A 22,062-nucleotide genomic window follows, 5' to 3' on the forward strand; every position below is an offset into this window, starting at 1 on the left:
ATTTCTCTGTATACTTATTGTGAAACGACAGTCCAAACCTGTTCACTGATACTTTTCATTCCTTTTACAGAAGGATGTCCCCATTGTTTATCGATATCGCGAAGACGGATATTGGTTATTCCATAATGAGAGCATATCTCATTTATACTGTTTGTAATATCTTCAGAAAGCTCTGTATTCATCAGATTATAAACCCGGGCATTCGGATAAGATCGGGTAATATGGTCCAATAAATAACAGAAAGCCGGACGGAAATTATAAAGATCGGCTTTTGTCCAGTTTTCATATTGAAAATGGCCGATAGGGGAGCCAGCCCAACTATCATTGGTACCACCAAAGATAAAAATGATATCAGGATTACCTAAACTGTCCATACGGGTTACAAACGAACACCATACCAACACGCATTACCGGCAGGGATAACATACCCATAAAAGGTAGAATAGGAATCACCAAGAATAGATATTTTCTTTTGGGCAAAATGCCTGAAGAGAGACTCAGAAAAAGTATCAGAAAATGTATTAGATATTTGTTCATAACAAGAATGTTTTTACGCCGTACAAAGTTATAAAAATAGCCGTCCCATTTACGGAACGGCTATTTTTTATCTCTAATTCTACTGATGAATTACAAGTAAGGAATAATTGTTATATAAATACCTGTAATAATCGCAGATGTAATAACACCTGAAATATTCGCTCCCAAGGCGTCACCCAGGATAAACGAATCCGGATTTTCTTTACTGACCAGCTTTTGTGCCACTTTAGCCGTTGTAGGAACACAACTTACTGCAGCAATACCGATCACCGGATTATAGTTACCACGTTTAATGAAATACATTATATATCCTCCGATTATACCTCCGATACCGGAAAGAAGTAATGCTGTGACACCTAACACCAGTAATTTCAGAATTTTAGGATCGAGCAATAACTTCGCGTCGCATAATACACCTAACAACAACCCCAACATGAATGTCGAACCATACAATAAAGGTCCGCTAACAAAGTCATAAATATGTTTCATACCCGATTCACGTACGGCAACACCCAGGAATAAGGAGAAGAAAAGGGGAGAGGCCACCGGGAACAAAAAGCACAGGACAGCACATAAAATAACTGAAAAAGCCAGCTTAACCTTTGCATCATAGTTCTTGGGAGGTTTCGTAGTCGTCATTTTAATTGCACGCAAACGTTGTGGAATCAATAGTTTTACCAGATACGGATAACCTCCGTAGGTAAGTCCCAAATATAAGTAGGCAACTACCGTGATTGGTACAAACAAATGTTTTGCCAGGATCAATGAGGTAAATAACACCATCGGACCGTCAGCACCACCGACCATAGCGACAGAAGCACTTTCTTTTAAAGATAAACCGAATGCACTTGCAATGGGAACAGTCAGAAAAGTTCCCAGTTCGGCACAAAGTGCAAGGAAAAGACTAGCAAACGGTTTTTGAAGTAGAAAACCTACATCCAGTAGAGTACCGATCCCCATAAACACAAAGCAGGCGATCAAACCGTTACTGAACGTCAGTGTATAAACAGGTTGAAGAAAATCAATCTGCATAGTATTCATTAATTGATCCGTATCAGATAGCATCGGATCCAGAAAAAGATTTCCCAGACCACCTTCCGGCATGATCAGTGTACCACAATTGATTGCAACCATCCCTAAACCCATAGGAATCATTACCATTGGTTCCAGAACACCTTTCCAGCCCAGATAAACAAGCAGGGCACCAAGGGAAATCAAAAAAACACGTGCTATAGCCAGTATCCATCCACCGGCAACCATTGTTCCAAATCCTTGAAACAAGCTTAAAAAATCAACATTTTCCATATCTTATTATTTTTCGGTAGAAGGATTTTCCTTATTGTTTGTATTGTTTTTTCTTATCATCTGTTCCTTTTTCTTCAGATACATAATACGAGTATCCTGCGGATAATAATAATCCATCAGGTCCAAATGAGAAGCACCATGACTAACACCATGATAATATCCGGAAGGTTTTATATGGAGAAGGTCACTGTTTACACCACGGCGGAACTCTTCACGTTCATCATCCACCGGATCTTCTTCATTTTCATTCACCACATCCAATCCTAAGATATCACCGATTTTGGCACGTAATTTATTCAGCTTACTGAATTGTACCATTTCATCACTGTTAGAATGATGAAACTCCAAAGAGTCAGCCCAGGCTGCAATAATCTTGATCACACCGGCTACAATAAAACCTATGATGAAGGTCAGGGCCATCATTTCCAGGGTAGAAAGTAATAGACTTAACATAATTATTTAATTTAAAATCCTGATATAATACACTTTAAAGTGCATAGTTAACCTTTGTCTGACAGTAATCCAGTACAGACAAATAAAATAAAAAAAACAAGAAATAGTAAACTAAATAATAATTTTCCGTAATACGTAGACCCAATGGGCAGATCGCATACGAAGAGTGGAAAATTTTATAGATTGTGTTGTTAAATAAGATTCGAAAACTCTATTCAGCGTATTTTGCTCTTTCAATAAAAAGAATTCCAGAAATTTTGTAGTTACTTTGAACGGACGTTCACATCTGGTAGATAAAACCTGAATACGACTGGTAGGACAATAAGCTGTATTATGGTACTGATTCAAATCAAAATTCTTCAGTTCGTCCTGTAGCGGCAGTTTCTTGTTGCAGATAAAAGTAGTTTCATCCGGAGACAAAACTTTTTCATCTTCAATTTTGACCTGCATATTCAGTAACAGCAGAAACAGGAATAATAATATCAGCAATATTTTTTTCATCGCGGTGCGAAGATAAAACACTTATTTCATATAAAACATTCTTTAGATAATAAATGTTGAAAAAAATTATTGAGCCTGTTAAATCCAGATAAATAGGCAAGAGTTAGAGAGTTCCACAACCTCTATTAAACATAATGGTGATTATAAAAAAATAGTAATAAAAAGACAAATCAAAGTAGAACCAATAAAAAATCCGTATATAACTTCACAGTTACATACGGACCAAACAAATAACAAACTCTACTTATATGAAAAAACAAATACTACTAACATAATTATTACAGAATCTTACTTTTAAGCTCTGTGTATCATTATAACAATGATAAGGTTTATTTAGTTCTGAGTATGGAATAATTTTTGTTATTTTTTTCTGCTTGTTTTCAGTCAGTATAAAAAACTATTCTCATATGAGAACTATATTTTATTCGATATTATAACAAGACGTCAATTATATATGTTTTGCGACTATGTACTAATAAATACTAAAAAAGGCATGTATGTATCTTATTTGATACGCTACATGCCTTTTTACGTTGTATCTGGTCGCCTAAATAAACGCGATATACATCTCCTTATATCTGTTGCTCTGTCGATTAGCCAGATTTTCCTTAGCTATCTTTTCGCAATCTTCCATATCCATACCATTTTCAGGAACACTCCAGTACCACAACATGGGCGCTTGATTTTCTCTTTCTGCTGTTTCCATTTTTTTCCTTTTTAAATTCAACTTCATACCTAAGACAGAAAAAAAGAAAATACCCCTATCATCTTCCCGATTTTTTTTTGATTATTTATTTTCTTCTTTATTTCCGTCGTTCAGCATACGTTCGAGATATTTATTAATATATTTTATCAACCTGCTTTGCAGCATTTTCAAGCACTTGTTCATCTTCTCTGATATAAACAATTAATAATTTAGTGATATTAAGCTATGAAGACGTTGAAATTATTTTTAATGGCCACAAGTGTTCTGTTTACTTCTTTGACTTTTCAGTCATGTTTGGATGATAATGATGATTATCATTATGGGTATTTGATCCCGAACGCACTTGTGACGGTGAAGCCGGTTAGTGACAATTCATTTTTCCTGCAATTGGATGATTCTACTACCTTGTTGCCAGCAAACATCACCTCCTCTCCTTTTGGAGATAAAGAAGTTAGAGCACTGGTTAATTTCAGTGAAGTAAACGAGCCTAGCGAAGGATACAGTAAAGCTGTTCATATTAACTGGATCGACAGTATTCTGACAAAGCAAATAGCTCCGGATCTGGGAGTTGATAACGATTCCGTATATGGCAGCGACCCTGTCGAAATGGTTAAAGACTGGGTGACAATTGCCGAAGATGGTTATCTGACACTTCGTTTCAGAACATTATGGGGAGATCGCAGCAAAGCACATTTCGTAAACTTATTAGTAAGCCAGGACCCTGCTAATCCTTATGAAGTGGAATTCCGCCACAATGCTTACGGAGATATATATGGAGCAGAAGGCGACGGATTGGTTGCATTCAAATTGGATGGCCTGCCTGATACACAAGGCAAAACCGTTAAACTGAAATTGAAATGGAAATCGTTCAGCGGAGATAAATCGGCAGAATTTGATTATTGCACACGCAAGTCGACACCAGCCAATAAATCAGGAATAGGCGAAGAAAGAAGTGTATTAAATCTGAAATAAAACGGATCTATTTATTATGAGGTGGCGGAGTTGATCTGCCAGAAGAATGAGGCAGTGTTGAGATTTTCAGCACTGCCTTTTTGTATATTTAAAGAATGCGTCCTTCTTTATATAGTTCCTTCTGTATGGATTCTATTAATATAGGTTTAGTCAATTTGGTTCTGTTTTCTGCCAACAGACGTAAGGCACAACGACGTATTACGTTGGAGATGGAACCTCCCGATAGCTCATATCCCGCACATTGCCTGATCAACGCATCTGTTTTATCGAATTTCTCCTCTAACCATTCCTGTCTCAACATCTTTTTCCATAATTCAATGCGTAATTCTTCTCTTGGCATCGGGAAGTAAACAACCGACTGAAAACGACGCGAGAAGGCTTCATCTATATTTGAACGCAGATTGGTTGCCAGGATCACAATTCCCGGAAAATCTTCAATGCGTTGGAGCAGATAAGCTACTTCCTGATTAGCATGACGATCGTTGGAGGTATTGGTCGATGTGCGTTTACCGAAAAGGGCATCTGCTTCATCAAAAAAGAGAATCCAGTTCCTGTTCTCAGCAAGATCGAATACATACGCCAGGTTTTTCTCTGTTTCACCGATATATTTAGAAACGATCATGGAGAGATCGATACGGTATACATCCATCTGGTTGTGTTTACCGATCAATGTAGCCGTTAGTGTTTTACCTGTCCCCGGCGGACCGTAGAAAAGAGAACGATAACCTGCCTTCAGAAAACGTCCCAACTGCCATTCATCCATAATTGTCGATTCCCACCTGATCCAGTTGTTGATCTCTTCTATCTCTACCTTTACATTATAATCGAGAACCACATCATCCCAGTTCAGTTGTGTTGTAATCCTTTTTGCCGGAAATCCCGGACTATAATCCGGTTTAAAATCTTTCTCCTGTAATATACGGCTTAATGCCTCTTCCGAAACTTCCAGTTTGCCACTCAGGAACGGTTCGCCTTTCCCCTGTTCATCCAGCCGGAGTATATTGGCAGTACGGAAACGATGTTCAGGATCGAAAAGTTTACAGACATCTTTTCTCTTTTCGAAGTTTTCTCCCGCCAGGATAAAAGCCGCTGTTTCGCCGGTAGGAAGGAATCCCCCATGAGACAAACCTTTCCACCCTCCGAATTCCGTATAAGGGCGATCGAAGTTTTTATTGTTCACGAACAGGATATCAAGTGCCTGTGGGCACAAATGAGGAATCAGAGCAAGCATAATAACCACTTGTTCATCGAACGAAAGAGGTCCGCTGTCGATACCCAGTGTTTTCTCCAGCTTACCTCCGTCGGGACATCTGATCTCATAAATCGATGAGACAGGACATTCCTGACGGAAATAAAGCCGGATACTAACATCCAGTACCTGGCGGAACCATTCGATATATTGCTCCATCTTTTACAGGTTTTTGATTTACATACTAGCTTTCGCCCCTAAAAGATCAGCTTCATTTTCTAATGAGATATCGTCATTGACGGCCATCCCTCCTATTTCCGTAGTAGGTTGTACCCGTCCCTCGGACTGTTGAATAACATGAGTCAGTTCATGGCCCAGCAACTGTTGGCCGGTTGATGTCTCTGGTTTAAATTGACCGGGAGCAAAATGGATATCAGTGCCTTGTGTGTAAGCCAAAGCCCCGACTTCCGGAGCTTTGGAGGATTCCGGATGAACCCTGACAGATGAGAAATCAGTCCCGAATGAATCTTCCATGCGTTGTTTTACATCATCCGGGATTCCTGTTTTGTTTTCAAATTTCCCCTGGATCAGTTCTTCTTCGTCTTCTTCCTGACGTTGAATGGCATCCATCAGTTTAGCCTGTATCAAAACCGATTCCCGGTTATCTTTCATCTGGGCGCTTTGTACAGCTTCAGCCCGAAGCACATGAGATGTGCTCCGAGGGTGTTCTATTTTTTCTACTTTCATACTTAACTCAGGATTTATCTCCATTCGACCAGCATTGTTTTTTCCTGAAAAGGATACCTGAACATCTTAAATGACCAGGGAACTGAATCTAGCAAAATATCATAGGCTCGCTCTTCCACTTTTAGCATCCAGCGATCCTCACTTTCTTCCAACTTCCCTTTTCGTTTCAGAAATGCATCCTGAAATCCTCTAACGGATGTATTTCTCATTTTATCCCAATTCGTCTTAATCGCAGTTAACATTTGATCAGCCATATCAGTTTCTGCCTGTGTTAATTCCACATTACGAGGAAGTGGTTCTGATATGGGATAATTTACAAGAACTCTGTTCAATAACAAAGATGCTTCATTGTAATCAGGCTTTTCCGAAGTCATATATTGTAATAAAAATATGGCTCGTATCTGTTTTTCTTTATTAACAAATGATCTTCGATCTTCTGCCAAATATCCTAGTCGATAAAAAAGTATAGGCAAATAAGGTGATATTAAAACCAAACCTGCATTTTGAACCTCAAAAGTCTTTTCATTAAAATTTTCCATTTCCGTGTTTTTTAAATTGTTAATAAGTTGATTATTTGTTGAAGTTGACAGAGCATCATCTTTATGGCTATCCGATACCGTACCCTGAACTGTCTGTTTGTTAGTATTTATCGTATTGATGTCACCGTTCTTTATATCCAGGTGTGGTCCTCCGTCCAACTTCATTTCCGTCCGAAGCTCATTTAGTATCAGGAACAAACCAGGTAACAATGTTTTACCTTCAGATAATGTTTGTACCTGACTAGTAAGTATATCTATTAACGAAAGCACCTGTATATTATAACGTTGGGCTAACCCATAGATAGTCTGCCAGACGAATTGTTTACGCATGAAATAACCTCTGTTGGGATAAAGCAGATAAGCAAAAACCAGATTATGGACTACATCACGAAAGTTCAGGCGGCTTATCTCCGGATGGCCGGTATAGGGGTATAAAGCAACCAGAACATGCGTGTAGGTGTTAATAAACCCACTTTCACTTGGTTCTATCAATACAACGATCGATTCCAGCATTTTGTCCGATAACTGCCAGATCAGGCGTGTTCGAACTTTTACATTATCTCCCAGCGTATGGATCAACTGCCTTAAGGCATCATTATCCATTTGCATTGCTTCTAAAAGTAACGTTTCCAAATTCAGGTTTTCCGTATTTGCCAACCAGGGGAAAAAACCATATTGCAAATAGCAAGCTAATAATTCGATTCGGCTTTTAGAAACAGGGATAATTCGTATTTGTTGCGAATGGCTTTCCGGATTCCTAAGAAAGTCTGAGAAAGTTTCATTTAGTTTCTCTGCCAGTATTTTGGGAAACTTATCATCGAACTCATCTTCAGGGATCACACCTAGATCCAATGAAAGCGATTCTATTTCAATCGTTTCATCTGAAGAATCGAACCGTGATAAAACATCATCTACCACCTGTTCGAAAGAGGTACGGGAAAAAGTATCCCATCGTCCATATAACTGACGTGCATAGGATTCATCTTCCATATTAAAATCAAATGTTACCTTACCTATCGCGATCATATTTTTCCTTTATTTTTAATAGGAAAGCAGCTAGCTCTCCTGATTTTTTGTTCACTTCACCTGCAATAGACGATGTCAGCGCATCCCGCCATGAATAGTATAATTTCTCGAAAACAGTCATATCCCAGAAAGAAAGCCAGTAAATACCTATATCCAGATGGACCGGAGCCTTTTCAAGAATAAGCTGTTCTGTTTGTTTCCTGAATAAAGGATTAGCAGTGCGGGCTGTTGTCCCATTCAGAACAATGGTCATGGAAAAATCCAAGAGTAACTGCTGTTTCTTCGAAAACACCGCCTGATCATTACTTTCTCCTTCATCGTATTCTTCCTCCTCTTCTTCTGATTCTTCCAATTCGGTTTCCTGATTGATGGGAGCTAAAAGCAAGTGTTCGACTACATACATCGTTTCGCTCCTCCTGTTTAACATCAGAAGAAAACTACAGAGGCAATTCGCTGCATGTATAGCTTCCTCCTTTGAAGAAAAACGTCCCAGTGAACTCCAGTTCTTTCCGATCCCATAACGGAATAAAAGTAAATAAAATACTGAGCCGCTATCATTCAGCGGGAGCGTCAATATCTTATAATTGTCTATTTGAAATCCTTTTTGCAGAAAAGATTCAAAAATAAATCCATGCTGAAGCAAAGGGAACTGTAACCGCAGCCATTCATATTTGTCGTCAGTCCATTCTCGTTTTCTTAGAGGCACGTCACACAAACGTTTCTCCTCTAGGATATCTTTTCGGTTCTGTGTCACCAAACGGTAATCCAATAGCCATCCAAGTTTACTGAAAAAGGCGGAATCACCCAGCATACTCAAATTGTAACAAGGCAAGAGATTTGCTATCGGGTGTCCGTTTGCTCCGGCAAACCCGAGCAGTGTTGTAATATACAGGTCTAATCCCGACCTTCCTGAATTGGTCGTATCATAAATGTTGATGCCTTTAAAACGTCCGTATCCCCATTCAGGTACTAAAGACAAGAATTTTGTCCGGCGAGCTGTTATTTCTTCCTCCGTATCTTCGTAGATATTCAAGTTATCCAGGAAAGTAGGATTACTTTGTTCCCCATAGATCTTGTCGATCACATCCAGCCACTTCCGTTTTTCATATTTCAGGGTATGGGACCTCCCTTTTTCGGTTTCCTCCCGTTTGATATCATCTGTCAATTCTTCCCACTTCAAAAGCGGATCATTGCTAAGAACCGGTATCCGATCTGTCGGTAGTTCGGAAGTAAGCTGCATCCATTGCCGTATATTTTCTACTTCATTTAATCCTTTGGCAACAAGAAGATCGAAAATAAGCATATAAGCTTTCAACTGCCGGGCTTGTGCTTTTCGTAAATCACTCTTATCTGGAGCAACTCCCCACTTATTGATGCCATAACAATGCGGAAACTCATTTTGTACGCTGTAAAGAGTATAAATATCCCGAAAAGAACCAGCAGGTGACTTATAAAAATCAAGATTGCTTGTCCGGTGTTGGTCGCCATAAAGATTCATCTTATACAGGTACAATTGACGAGATACCTTCTCAAAATTGAAACTGATCTCTTGTCCTGCACATACCAGACGGATCAGTACTTCCGCTTTCTTTTTAGGGAATCGGACAGCGATGTTGTTCATTATTCCTGCCCCATCTAATTCCGGTAAATCAAGAGAACGGATTGATTTTACTCCTGCAATTTCTTTGATACGGTTATATAATTGAGAATAAACGGAAATTTGAATCGAATCAGTCAAGGAATCGTCATCGACAGTCAGGTAGTGAAGTCTGGGGCCTTCCAGTATTTCATCCAGAGAGGTTCCGTTCTGTAACAAACTTTGCAGATTACGGTAACGGATCCCTCCGGTAAACATATCTGCAGCTTCCGTATAAATCCGGGAAAGTATCAGCGACGGATCGACTTCCGCCTCTATCTCTATCGTTCCCGTTATGGTCAGCGTATTCCAATTCACAAAATAAATTTCGTGCAGAGACTCACAAAGGTTCCGGTTCTGGTGGAACAATGATTGGATCTTTTGTTTCAGATACTTTTCCCGTATCTTATTATCAGACCAAAAACAAATTTGAATTTTCAGGTCATACATTCCCCGGCAAGTTTTTACATCCGTTGGTTCGAAAGGAATAACTTCTACGTTCTCGATATCGTCGAATGAATCGAAAATCAGTTTCCGGTAATCATCCGGTGTAACCGGGGAAACAGGAAAAACCTCCAGTGGACTGAAAAGCCCGTTTACTTTCGGAACAAAATGCTTATTTTCCGGAGTCAGGTAATCCTCCAGATTGAAAGATAACTGATAATCCAAATCCCAAAGAACATAATTCAGCAAATCAAGAATTGTCACACCAGGATCATGTATGTTATAGTCCGTCCATATTTTGCCGGACATACCTTGTACATATTCAAGCGACTCTTCCTGCAGAAGGGTGTACAACGACTCTTCGGGTTTAAAAGATTGGATCACTTCTTCCATAGTTCTCTTTATTTAATGATCCAGGTCATATCGTCTTCACCCCATAGTTCGGTGATCTTACAGCAGATATTCACATTTTCCCCATAATTGCTACGGGTACGTATTTGCAAAGCATAGGCATTTCCCCGGGAAGCCCAGCGGAGTTTCAGTTTACTCAAAAAGAACATATACCAGGAACGTGTATAGTTAATACGGAAATGATTTCCCATGCAATGCATAGCTACTGCGTGTATCAATGCGTACCGGTCAGACTTACGGCTTCCGCATCCTGCAGTGAGTGAATAAGCCCGACAAGAAGGACTCCAGTTTGTCAGTGTATGCCATTTGCCGTTTGCCGGAACCTCTATTCTGATCTCCGGTGTCGGAACAGGAGGGACAGGAGGTATGGGAGGCAATGGCGGAACAGGTTCCGGATACTCATCGTCTACCAGATTCAGCATTGAGTCAATCAGATCATTAAACTGTCCTTCATCCGGCATTTTTCCCCGTCTGAAGTATTCCTTTAATGTTTTTCTATCTTGCTTGGGCATATTTTTTCAGCGTATTATAAATGTATTACTTATTTCTAATTCTCCAATACCTGCCTGATTATCCCATTTATCAGAATCGGTGGTCCTTATCAAATGTTCCTTACCGGGGAAAAGTATATTTCCGGGAATCGTAGGTTGTATAAACTCATCTCCTTCTGTCTTTCCGGAATAATAATCTTTCAGATAATACAGCTCCATTCCGATAAAGGTACGTTGCAGAACAACAAGCTTGACTACCGACTGAATATAAGGATTATCTCCTATCGTATTATGCATATCATCCAATGTAAATGCATAATTAAAAACTGGCAATCCGGTAGCTTCCTGCCAGGGAGCGATACAGTTATTTATTTGTTGTATCACCTGGTCTTCCAGGACTCCCAACGGTATTGGCACTCTTTCGGCAAGTACAATCCAGCAACGCACCGTTACCTCCTCGTAGAAAGGGTTATCCACATTCAGCTTAACAAATGTACTGGATTTGCTTTGCAGGTAATTTTCCACCTGTTTCAATAGCATGCCTTCACACAGCGGATAAGTACCGGGCGTATATCTATTGGGGACAACCGTAAGTTCCACAACCGGTTGACCGCCATGTAATGATTTACCAGGACAGCAATAGGCTTTCCCGATTTCGGGAAAATGTGCCAATGCCATTTCTTCATAATCCCGGGCAGAAACAGCACGGTTACGATGATTGATACGGTTGGCTATACGAACAATCATCTCTTCCCGGGTTTCTTCCGGTCTTCCTCCTTTAGCTCGTTCGATCTGACGGATCATATCGATACCGATAATATCTTTTTCTGGTTTTGTAATGGTTCCGGGCGGTATTGACCCGGGTAACTTTTCTACATCGAATCCTTCCTGCTCTGTATCCAGTGTCACCTGAACGGCATTTGTATAAAAACCGGAAATAATAGGATTTATTAGATTAGCTCCGGGCTTCGGATCTTTGAAAGCTGCGCAAAGCCAAAAGAGTCCGTCTTCATCCAACCACTCTTCCGAAACCGGATCAGGTAATTGTAACTCGATCTGACCGGTTTGCATGAATGCAGAGGTCGTATCTTCCAAAAGAGCCAGAGGAGAAAGTTTCTCCCAATCCCATCTGTTACGTTTGATCAACCATCTGACTTCAGGTTGTTGAACAGTACTGAGCGACAATTTTAACGATTTAATTTTGATGAATAACCGGATCAATGTTTCTCCGACGGCACCACTGATAGCAAACAACAGATTGCGACTATTGGATATTCCTTCAAACAACAGGATCTCGTCGTCTGTATCGATTTGTTTCAGGCAGTCTTCCATCAATGGATGAATATGATACAGCGTACTGGATGCTCCTTTTGCCCCGGATTGAAATAAAATTTCTTCTTCGGCGGTATAAGACGCGCGAACCTGATCCATAAGCGGAACTATCGGCATTGGCGGAGGAATGACAATACCCTTTTTTTTATGACTGTTCCGGATCATGATATCACTGAACATTTGCCTGTAAGTAGTATATCCGAATCCGATCTCCGGTTCCGCCAATATAAGTCTGAAAAGTCCGTCAGAAAAGGTTCCTTTCTCTACAGTCCATCTGAAAGTACTTGTTTTATTCACTTTTCCTTTTGGGAAGTTATATGAAAACAATTCGGTTAAGTCGGCATCTTCTTGTACTACCCACTTATTGTGTGACGAAAATGCTGTTTGTACTTTAAAGGAACTATTATCGAGAGGAGGTGTATATGTACTATAAATATCGGAATAGCCATTATTTGATGCCGGAAGTTCCAACCATTCGCAGGTTAATTCGGTTGAAATCAAGTCCTTTTGAGCCATTTCTTCATTACCCCAGATCATCCATGCTCCACGTTCAGGCATAGGTCCGAACGGATAAAAGGAACTCGATGCACTTACGGGACCAGCCAGGTTCTGTATATCCAGTGTTGAAATCCCGGTAACATCTACCCGGATATTCATTCGGGAAATATGACATTGAGTAGCCCAAATATACGGATAAAAGACCGCATCCGGATTCATTAACAGTCGTAATACCGGTGCATTCGTAACCTTTCCGTAAGCATCTGTGCAAACTGCTGTAGCTGGAAAATCCTCAGATAGCAGAAGATGTAACTTCAGACAACCGTTATCTGATAGGTAGATCAGTTCATATTCAGGAATAGGTGTCCAACCTTCCTGTGTACTGATTTCTAGACAAAAGGCATCGTTCAGATATTTCGGTTTTCCATAGGTAGAGTCGAACAGTTCCCGACTTTCATTTGTCAACGTAAATGAGAGAGTGATAAATCTTTCTCCTTCCGACAAAAGAAATAAGGGCGATTCAATCATCATTCCCATAGATACCGCTATAGCCTGCTTATCATTATCGAGGAACAAGTTCTGAGGTTTAAGAAGAGCAGGATCATCGGGATTTATATAGCTTGAAAGATCCTTTCTTAAAAGTAATCTGTCTTGTCTATAGGCTAATACAGTATGAAGAGCTATTTGGCTGATATAGCTTTCCTTTTCATTTCGGTAGATCAAAGGAATATCATCTGTTTGTTTTCCTGCTATAAAACCAGTTTGTGCCGGAATACATATCCGGTCCGATAATTCATTCGGTGTGAGTATCAACCAGGTATTATCAGGAATAAAAGCACGAGGACGTATTTGTAGTATTTTTTCTACATAAAAACCAGACAATTCTTCCCATCTCTTATTAAAACGACTGGCAATGCCGCTATAATTTCTTGCAAATGAAAGAATGAGAGCAAGTGAAGGGTCTACCAGACCGCTACTTTCGATATCTTTCGTATATAAATTTACATTTTCCTGCAAAAATCGTAGCGACTCCAATATTTTATAAAACAATAGGTCAAGCAGTTCATTCTGTGTGATAATAATATCAGAATGATCAACGTCTTTTCTCCCCCAATCAAATGTTAAACCAGCTAAAACATTCTCTTCCGGAAGAACATCCTTTAGCCAGTAAAAAGCAGAACTCAAATTTACTGTTATCTGGTTTTCCAGATCGATTGCCAACAATATTTTATTTTCAAAAGGGGCAGACGATAATAACCTTTTACGCCAGTCATCTATCTTATTAAGTAAATTCTCCACTAATAATGAACGATATTCCCAATTCCCTTCAACAAATTCTTGTTCCAGGGGAGATGTATCTATTTGCCTGACCTCCGAAAGAACGACTATCGACTGTTTCAGATACAAGGCTTTCCAGTATCCTTTAGGTGTATTTTCCGAGTTGAAATAACGGATAAAGGAGGCATTTTCCAAAGCACGGGTAAGCAAACTGAAAGAATCATCTTCCAGAATACGAAACGGACAGACGACTTTTACATCGTCTGATCGTTTCTGTCTGCTTAAACCATCTCTTCCGTTATATAAAACCATTCTTTCTTACTTATTTTGTAAATAAAACGGATATACAAAATTTGCATCCGTATTGGTTTGTCTGATCAAGTAATCCAGTTCGATCAACAGGACTCCGTCAGGCTCACGGGATGTGTCGATGTTTACCTTTTTTAGTGATATTCTGGGTTCGAATAACAGGATCGCTCGTTCTATTTCATCCTTCATCCGGGTTATAACCGAACTGGTAATCTGTTCAAAAACAAAATCTGCCAGATTACATCCATAATTTCTGTTGAATCGTTCTCCAACCCGGGTCGAGAACAGAATAATCAAACTCTGCCTGATATCTTCTTCATACTCCGACATTCTTGTCGTTCTTTTATCATTTTGGAAATCTGGAGGAAAACTCCAGCCCCTTCCTAAAAAAGATTTATCTTCCATCTTTTTTAACCTCCTATTATAACTGTTGGACACCCAACAACGATCTGTCCTCCATGAGCAGTAGTATCTCCCATACGAGCAGCTGGTCTTCCACCGATCATTACGGTAGCAGATCCTTTGATAATTGTATCCGGTGGTCCCACACAAACGCACATATCCCCCACGACGGCGGCTGGCATTTTGCCTATTAAAACATTTGGTACACATGGCCCCGTTACCGGACCTCCCACATGAGGTATAGGTGAAGGAAATGCCGGTGTTTGCATTGGACATGTATGCATATCAGTAATTCTTGCAGCCGGTGGCATAATTTTACTCCTTTCTTTTTTAATTTATCATTACCATTGCGCCTTTAACAACCGTCTGCCCTGAAGCAGACAACTCAGCTTTTGCATTGCCGGAAACAGAAATGCTAACCTTAGCTGCTGCCTTTACATTGAGACCTTCAATGGAAGTATCTGATTTGGCTTTTATATCCGCTTTCATTCCTGCATCCAGAACAATATTACCCCTCGCTTTCATCATCAGATCTTTCGATGAATTCAATGTGATACCACTATCATTCATTATGATCTCATTTTTATGTTGATCACAAAGTCGTATGCATTTTCCGTCATCATTTATCTCGATGCTGTTTTTTCCCGGAGTATACAGTTTTATACTTTTTTTCTTTTCGTCGAACTCAAGCTTTAATTGAGCACGTGTAACAATCGATTTTAAATCGTTCGATGATTCAGGTTGGTAGGGAGCCGCTTGTTTGCTGCTATACATACTTCCCAAAATAACCGGGAAACGGGGGTCATTATTAAAGTAACCGATCACAACTTCATCTCCCTTTTCAGGGAAGAAGAAACTTCCGGATGTATTTGTAGCATACAGAGTACATAAACGTGCCCATATATCTTTCCCTAGTAAAGGTATATTGACCCGTACACGAAATTCCTTTTCCTGATCATTACTTATTTCTTTCACTTTTCCGACATGTAACCCTTCAATACCAGGTAACAAACCGGCTCCTGGAGGTGCTATAACATCAGGTAAGTCTGTTACGTTTTCCGGCATAAGCCCCATATGAACACGCGTGATCCATTGGCCTTTTTCTATCGTATGTTCTACACCACCGACATACACACTCCCATTGAAACGTTTTCCTACATTTTCCAGCAAAACAACAGACCCGGGTTCAATTTCGGCACTCCCTATAAAAGAGAAGTCCCCCTGGAATCGGGACATGGCATTTCTCATAGCCATTGCATCTGCCCAGGTTTTCAATTCGTTATTCGATATAGGAGCATCGGTCTGGCAATATAGACTTTCCCCTCCTTTATCCTGTAAATATTTTACGGGTATATTGCCTTGTGAATTAACCGAAGGAGCCGAAGCCGTTTCGGAGATAGTTGTTTGACTGGCTATTTTCCAGGTATTAGCTACAACTTTCGAATATTGCTCAGAAGAGGAAAGTGTACCATTGAAACTAACCAGATTAACGCCATTGGTGACTGTCAATACTGGAGAAGCACTAACCTTCGGTCGTTCTACAATCATCTTCTTTCCCTGAATACAAATAACCAATCCGTTAGCTTCTGCGCGTGAACGAATAAAATCCCAATCGCTGCAATAATACTGAACCAATGATTCATGCTCGATTTGAGTCGGATTCACAGAAACAGATAGCCCGTATTGTTTGCCAAGCCGTACTATAATATCGGAATCTTTTACCTTTTCAAATAACTGGTTTTTACGCCCTTGAGTTGCCAGGAAAATAGAATCACGGCACTCAACTACCAATTGGGGACGTATCCCCCCCTGTATCTGGACATTCATACCTATTATCATACCGGAAAAAATCACGCGTTTGGGTTCATTATCATAACCAGCTTCAATTTCTATATCATTGCCCGGCTTAAAAGTATCGGCATCACATTCAGGAAAAGAGAACGAATCGTTATCTCCTGTATCAAACTGCAATGTTGCATTGCCTATCCGGTTTAAAATCCGGCAGACATGTAATGAGGAAAGCCCAAAAGATTCATCAATTTCCTTTCCATTTGTTTTTATTATATATGAAATAATCTTGTCACTGTTTGCTATTAACGAATTTTCCATCTCTAAATTATTTTTGGTAATTTCAATAATGTTCCTGCTATATCTTTCCGAAGGCTATTTAATTCATTTAATTTGGCTACCAATGGTGCTACTAATGCATCAGAATATTTTTTGTCACAGAGACTGGTTACATTGTCTCCTTCTTTTGCTTTAATTAATTCTGATAGCTTCCTGCTATTTGAATTAACAAGATCCCGATCTATCTTGAGTGTATTCACAAATGACAGGTCGATCTTTACGCGAAGCGGGTCACCATTCGGAGAAAATAATGTATAATTAAGCGAATAACTGCTCAACTGGCCTTTAAATAGTAAATCACCCCAGTTGATTACCACAAAATTCGGCCGTTGAATATTGCCATTGTAGTTATATATAACGACATCCAAATCATTAACCAAGTCCTTTACTGTGCTACTATTTGTTCCCGGAAGAACTCCTGTACCATCAAAAACAATTGAAAACGATAAAGTTTCTTTTCCGTATTTTTCAAAATGTTGAGCATTGTTTGAGGATTTTTGCTGTTTGCTATCCGACAAATTAACGTCTTTCGATATCTTGTAGCTGTCCGGATTTATAAGGACATCTATAGATACCAGCTTATTTGTGAAGGATTCATCCCCGTAAGCTGTCAAAGACATTTTTACCAATCCACCTTGCATATGCTTTTATCTTTTTCCTTTTCCACTGTTATTACCAATATTATTCCAACGAAGCTGTTCCAGGATATCCCGTTTCAACTGCTCTTTCCATTCCTGCGTAAGAAGTTCCTCGCGTGTCCGGACCTTTTCAACTGTTGTACGTACTATGATCTCTTTAATTACTATTGCCATAAATCAGATTATTCTAAGTATTTTATTATAAGCTAGTTCCAAAGATTCCATAGCCAACTCATTCTTATTGGATGCGAACGGGTTATTATCACATTTTACCGGATAAGCATTTGTAACGTACCACATCCGATGAGGAAGCTTGTAAGCATCTATCAAGGATATAGTTACATCTATCGGAACAACATTTGTAACCAGTTCCCCGTGAAGAGAACTGGCTGACCAGGCTTCCAGCAGATCTGTCAACATATTTTCTATCGGGCGCTTTAATATGAGATTCCCATGTTTGATCCTTACAGGAAGTTGATAGGAAAAACTATTTTCCCCACCTTCCTTTAATTCTTCAGTAGTCATCTCAGTTGTCAACCCTCCTACTTCCATAAACGGAATTTCTATCAATGCCCGAAAAGGTATGACAAAAGCCACGCTGAAATAAAAAGAAACAGCTGGCGGAAAGAAATCTGACAGTTCTCCCATAACTCCTATATGACTTACGAGTTTTCGATGGTCAATCCTTCATGAGCCAAATCCAGCGTTTCTATCGCAGCCTCATTTCCATCCGATTTCAGACTTACACCCGTTACCTTGGTTGGAAAAGCATTGATAAGTTTCCAAACCATCGTAGGGGCACCTGTCTCGTCCAACAGGCTGATAGTAACTGAACGACGCTTGATCGTATTCATTTTTATCTCATTGAACCAATCCCAAAACTTGTTGTCTGATTTGAAAACGCCTTTTTTGAGACTCACATTGCTGGTTTTCTTCAATCCAGGCATCTTAATGTTAGAGAATACCGGGCTGTTGCCATGACGGTACTCTATGACTTGTGCTTCCATATCCATACCTGATACTTCCTTAAAAGCAATTTCACCTATGTCTTCAATCTCTACTTTAAAATAAAACGCGGGTAACGGCCATACGTTATCTTGTTTTTCTCCTGCCATAATACTTTATTTTTAATGTTAAACTAATTGTTACTATAAACTACGATTTCTGCATTTGTTGCTGGAACGTGATCTCTATAAACTCAGCCGGGTGACTGATCGCTACCAGGACTGTGATACGGAGTATGCCTTCCAGAATATCTTCCGGTGTCATAGTATCACCTAATCCGACATGTACGCTATAAGCATCTTCAGGAGATGCCCCAGCCAGTCCGCCCTGCTTCCATACCCCCAAAAGGAAATTTTCAATCATAGCTTTCATATTCAACCAGGTCGAAGCTACGTTCGGCTCAAATACGTAAGCACGGGCTGCATTCTTTATCGATTCTTCCAGAAAGATCATGGTGCGGCGTACATTTATATAACGCCAGTCACCGGAGTTTCCATCCAGAGTACGAGCACCCCAGACTTTTACACCTTCTCCCTTAAAATAACGGATCGCATTAATACTTCGTCCGTATATATCGACATTCAAGTCTTCCTGAGCATTATTTGTTAGATTTACCGTGGGGGATACAGCCTTATTGATCGATACATTGGCAGGTGCTTTCCATACGCCACGGGTATTGTCCGTTTTTGTATAAATGCCAGCCATAGCAGCAGCAACCGGTAATCGATTTATTTTCTTACAAATTTCTTTTCTTACCAAAGCACCGAAAGGACTACTTTGCAAAAGGGTATTCAACAGTTTGTAGTCCAGTAGAACTTCATCAGCTTTTTCTACACCAGTAGCATTTTCTTTATTATCTGTTTGCTCTATTTTTTTTGTACTCTTGTACCCCAGTTCGTATTGCATAATGGTAAGTAAGAGTTTTGCACTTTCTGTAGTTAAATTAAAAGTATCAATATCACTCTCACTTACAACAGAGGCATTTATCCAAGGATAATAAGCTGCTGCATAATCAAGAGATATGGATCCTATATTTTCACGGAAATTTTTCACAACATCCCCTGAAGAATCATTCTGAGGCTTATATCCTTCAAAAATATCCAATATAGCTACTCTGTTCTTCATAGTGTCACAATGTCCTAACGCATACTCCATTGTCTTTTTCCATTCTTCAAAACTTAGGTTTACAGCTTCAGGAATAATCAACATAGTCGGCTCCATTTCTTTAGTTAAAGGAGTAAGACCTGCTTCACAATCTTCCGAGGTGAAAGCTTCCGAATAATCTCCTACCGATACGATATAACAGGCACCGCCCCCATTAGCAAAAAACAGAACGATATTATAATATAATGTATTGAGTATTGTTGGGGCTTCTGAGATGCTCCATAATGACTCACTAACACTATAAAGTTTTTTTATTTCTGTATTAACTGCTTCTACTAATTGTTTTCTTTCATTTTTTAACTTAGGTACTATATTATTGATTTTTACCTGTATATCCTTAGAGGTTATTATAATATCATTGGCCTTTAATTTTGCTACATCTGGTTGTGATATTAATTCTTTCACATTATCTGCTACAGTCTTTATATTAGCCACATCTGAAGGTATATTGTCATATTCAAGTGTTTTAACATCATCTTCTAATATAACTACTGTTGCTATAATCCTATCAGCTATGACTGTCGTTTCACCTTCAGGTTTCTTCTCTTCAAGTGCTGAAATTAGATTATTAGCCTCCTCCTGCAAATTTTGTATGGTGTTTATAGTGATATTAACACTTTCTATTTCAGCATCTTTCTCATCCAGCTTTTTCCCAGCGCCCTTGATATTCTCCTGATTTTCAACAGATAAGGAGTATTCTGGCTGAGGTCCTCCTCCAAAATACTTATTATATTCCAGCATTGAAGTAATACGGAAAGGTACATTCAGAAGAGACTTGGTCCCATTCATTGCTATTTGAGTGTGTCCTATGAAGGCTGGTACAGCCGTAGCAACAGGAACAACCGAATTTGGAAAGGCGTTTTTTTCCACAATATATACGCCGGGAGTTTTCATTGTTTCCATATCTTCAATGTTTTATGATTTTTGCATTTGTTGCTGGAATGTTATTTCAATAAATTCAGCCGGATGACTGATTGCTACCAGTACTGTTATTCTAAGTATACCATCCAAAATATCCTGAGCACTCATTGTATCACCCAGACCGACATGTACGCTATAAGCATCTTCAGGACTAGCCCCTGCCAAACCTCCGCGTTTCCATATTCCACGTAGGAAATTTTCAATCATCCCCTTCATATTCAACCAAGTCGAGGCAACATTCGGTTCAAATACGTAAGCACGGGCTGCATTCCTTACTGATTCTTCTAAAAAGATCATTGTACGACGTACATTGATATATCGCCAATCCAAAGAGTTTCCGTCCAATGTACGTGCTCCCCAAACCTTTATGCCATCCCCTGTAAAAAAACGGATTGCATTGATACTTTTACCGTTCAAGGGAACATTCAGTAGTTCCTGATCATCATTCGTTATTGTGTGAGACAGGGATATCACATTATTTACAGAAATATTAGCTGGTGCTTTCCACACGCCACGGGCATTATCGACTGCTGTATAAATACCTGCCATAGCAGCAGCAGGAGGTAATAAATTTAATTGTCTGCGTATTTCAGTAATAACAGCTTTATATAAAAGACTATTCTGATACAGAATATTGTGCCAGGCAGATTTATCGTTACCAAGGTCCTCTCTAGAAATGCCACTATCACTCAGTATTTCATCCAAACTGCCATCTGACAAAAAAGAGTCTGTTACATCACGTTCTGACAAAACAGAAGTATTGAGCCAGGGATGATAAGCCGCTCCATACGACAGATAGCTGGAACCAACACCATCCCGAAAAGTTACTATATCAGCATCCTTTTCATATTTAAAATCCAACAATGCAACCCGGTTCTGCATTTCTCCACAATGGCTAAGCATAGCAGTCTGTATATTAGCATATTCCTTTGCATCCAATGCCATTGCATCCGGAACCAATAACATCGTTGCCTCTCTCTCCTCTTTCAGGAGGTCAATTCCGGCAGTGATTGTCTCTACCTCCACCTTCTTTGCATAATTTCCTACAGAAACAATAAAACAAGGGCCACCACCGTTCGCAAAGAACATTTTCATACAATAATACAACATGAATAATGTATTATCGGTAGTAACAGTATAATATTTTTTATCAGTACCATTATTAAAGATCAAATCATCTTTTGATGCATTTGCTTCTTCTTTTGATGTTACAGTATACTTTACGTTGTTATTTGCCCCTCCAAAATAAGCCTCGAATTCACTCATAGATGAAATCCGAAAAGGTTTATTCAATAATGACTGACTTCCGTCATCTGCTTTCTCTGTGTATCCGACAAAAGCCGGAACCGCGGTTTCAACCTCTACAACCGAATTTGGAAATGCATTTTTCTCTACAATATAAACGCCTGGCGTTTTGTATGTTCCCATGGT

20 protein-coding genes and 1 pseudogene are annotated in these 22,062 nt (G+C 39.5%); 1 reads left to right on the plus strand and 20 read right to left on the minus strand.

Annotation, left to right across the window (positions count from 1 at the left end):
* Window positions 1-14 precede the first annotated feature (14 nt).
* The 5 genes and pseudogenes from IEY67_RS13070 to IEY67_RS13090 form a co-directional block, all read right to left on the minus strand.
* A pseudogene (locus IEY67_RS13070) lies at window positions 15-537 on the minus strand (SGNH/GDSL hydrolase family protein).
* A 90-nt stretch (window positions 538-627) separates the two neighbouring features.
* Window positions 628-1,842 carry a sodium ion-translocating decarboxylase subunit beta gene (locus tag IEY67_RS13075; RefSeq protein WP_122354434.1) on the minus strand — a complete coding sequence of 405 codons (1,215 nt, stop codon included), beginning with the start codon at window positions 1,840-1,842 and terminating at the stop codon, window positions 628-630.
* A gap of 6 nt (window positions 1,843-1,848) precedes the next feature.
* Window positions 1,849-2,295 carry a LapA family protein gene (locus IEY67_RS13080; RefSeq protein WP_122354433.1) on the minus strand — a complete coding sequence of 149 codons (447 nt, stop codon included), beginning with the start codon at window positions 2,293-2,295 and terminating at the stop codon, window positions 1,849-1,851.
* 111 nt (window positions 2,296-2,406) lie between these two features.
* A complete protein-coding gene (locus IEY67_RS13085; RefSeq protein ID WP_122373199.1) occupies window positions 2,407-2,796 on the minus strand; it encodes a hypothetical protein in 390 nt (129 codons plus the stop codon).
* A 547-nt stretch (window positions 2,797-3,343) separates the two neighbouring features.
* Complete coding sequence (locus IEY67_RS13090; protein WP_183671632.1) at window positions 3,344-3,502, minus strand: hypothetical protein; 159 nt, start codon at window positions 3,500-3,502, stop codon at window positions 3,344-3,346.
* A gap of 225 nt (window positions 3,503-3,727) precedes the next feature.
* Here IEY67_RS13090 and IEY67_RS13095 point away from each other — a divergent pair, with 225 nt between their 5' ends.
* Window positions 3,728-4,474 carry a NigD1/NigD2 family lipoprotein gene (locus IEY67_RS13095; RefSeq protein ID WP_122373200.1) on the plus strand — a complete coding sequence of 249 codons (747 nt, stop codon included), beginning with the start codon at window positions 3,728-3,730 and terminating at the stop codon, window positions 4,472-4,474.
* Between the two features lie 88 nt (window positions 4,475-4,562).
* Here the strand turns inward: IEY67_RS13095 and IEY67_RS13100 are convergent, their stop codons facing one another.
* From IEY67_RS13100 to IEY67_RS13170, 15 genes are read right to left on the minus strand one after another with little or no spacing between them, the layout of a single operon-like run.
* On the minus strand, window positions 4,563-5,882 hold the full coding sequence (locus tag IEY67_RS13100; RefSeq protein WP_122354430.1) for an ATP-binding protein: 1,320 nt from the start codon (window positions 5,880-5,882) through the stop codon (window positions 4,563-4,565).
* An 18-nt stretch (window positions 5,883-5,900) separates the two neighbouring features.
* Window positions 5,901-6,434 (minus strand): eCIS core domain-containing protein, encoded by a 534-nt coding sequence (locus IEY67_RS13105; RefSeq protein ID WP_229801051.1) that lies wholly within the window; start codon window positions 6,432-6,434, stop codon window positions 5,901-5,903.
* A complete protein-coding gene (locus IEY67_RS25170; RefSeq protein WP_221267808.1) occupies window positions 6,425-7,975 on the minus strand; it encodes a contractile injection system tape measure protein in 1,551 nt (516 codons plus the stop codon). The genes IEY67_RS13105 and IEY67_RS25170 overlap by 10 nt, the downstream gene beginning before the upstream one ends.
* Window positions 7,959-10,448: a baseplate wedge protein gene (locus IEY67_RS13115; RefSeq protein ID WP_122373201.1), complete on the minus strand. Its 2,490-nt coding sequence runs from the start codon at window positions 10,446-10,448 to the stop codon at window positions 7,959-7,961. The genes IEY67_RS25170 and IEY67_RS13115 overlap by 17 nt, the downstream gene beginning before the upstream one ends.
* Window positions 10,449-10,456: 8 nt before the next feature.
* Complete coding sequence (locus tag IEY67_RS13120; protein ID WP_122373202.1) at window positions 10,457-10,978, minus strand: hypothetical protein; 522 nt, start codon at window positions 10,976-10,978, stop codon at window positions 10,457-10,459.
* 6 nt (window positions 10,979-10,984) lie between these two features.
* Entirely contained in the window at window positions 10,985-14,377 is a 3,393-nt protein-coding gene (locus IEY67_RS13125; protein WP_183671633.1) for a baseplate J/gp47 family protein, read from the minus strand.
* A gap of 6 nt (window positions 14,378-14,383) precedes the next feature.
* Window positions 14,384-14,779, minus strand: coding sequence for a GPW/gp25 family protein (locus tag IEY67_RS13130; RefSeq protein WP_183671634.1), 396 nt, complete (start codon window positions 14,777-14,779; stop codon window positions 14,384-14,386).
* A 5-nt stretch (window positions 14,780-14,784) separates the two neighbouring features.
* Window positions 14,785-15,087: a PAAR domain-containing protein gene (locus tag IEY67_RS13135; protein ID WP_183671635.1), complete on the minus strand. Its 303-nt coding sequence runs from the start codon at window positions 15,085-15,087 to the stop codon at window positions 14,785-14,787.
* 19 nt (window positions 15,088-15,106) lie between these two features.
* Window positions 15,107-16,885 carry a type VI secretion system tip protein VgrG gene (gene vgrG, locus IEY67_RS13140; RefSeq protein WP_183671636.1) on the minus strand — a complete coding sequence of 593 codons (1,779 nt, stop codon included), beginning with the start codon at window positions 16,883-16,885 and terminating at the stop codon, window positions 15,107-15,109.
* A gap of 2 nt (window positions 16,886-16,887) precedes the next feature.
* Complete coding sequence (locus tag IEY67_RS13145; protein WP_183671637.1) at window positions 16,888-17,544, minus strand: CIS tube protein; 657 nt, start codon at window positions 17,542-17,544, stop codon at window positions 16,888-16,890.
* A 6-nt stretch (window positions 17,545-17,550) separates the two neighbouring features.
* Entirely contained in the window at window positions 17,551-17,715 is a 165-nt protein-coding gene (locus tag IEY67_RS13150; protein WP_183671638.1) for a hypothetical protein, read from the minus strand.
* A gap of 3 nt (window positions 17,716-17,718) precedes the next feature.
* The gene (locus IEY67_RS13155) at window positions 17,719-18,189 is read right to left on the minus strand and encodes a phage tail protein (RefSeq protein WP_122354422.1); all 471 of its coding nucleotides are present in this window, start codon (window positions 18,187-18,189) and stop codon (window positions 17,719-17,721) included.
* 14 nt (window positions 18,190-18,203) lie between these two features.
* A complete protein-coding gene (locus IEY67_RS13160; RefSeq protein ID WP_122354421.1) occupies window positions 18,204-18,656 on the minus strand; it encodes a phage tail protein in 453 nt (150 codons plus the stop codon).
* A gap of 40 nt (window positions 18,657-18,696) precedes the next feature.
* Entirely contained in the window at window positions 18,697-20,613 is a 1,917-nt protein-coding gene (locus IEY67_RS13165) for a phage tail sheath family protein (protein ID WP_229801054.1), read from the minus strand.
* A gap of 12 nt (window positions 20,614-20,625) precedes the next feature.
* On the minus strand, window positions 20,626-22,059 hold the full coding sequence (locus tag IEY67_RS13170; protein ID WP_183671639.1) for a phage tail sheath family protein: 1,434 nt from the start codon (window positions 22,057-22,059) through the stop codon (window positions 20,626-20,628).
* Between the last annotated feature and the right edge of the window lie 3 nt (window positions 22,060-22,062).

This window comes from Parabacteroides faecis (assembly GCF_014647375.1).
GTDB classification, from domain to species: Bacteria; Bacteroidota; Bacteroidia; order Bacteroidales; family Tannerellaceae; genus Parabacteroides; species Parabacteroides faecis.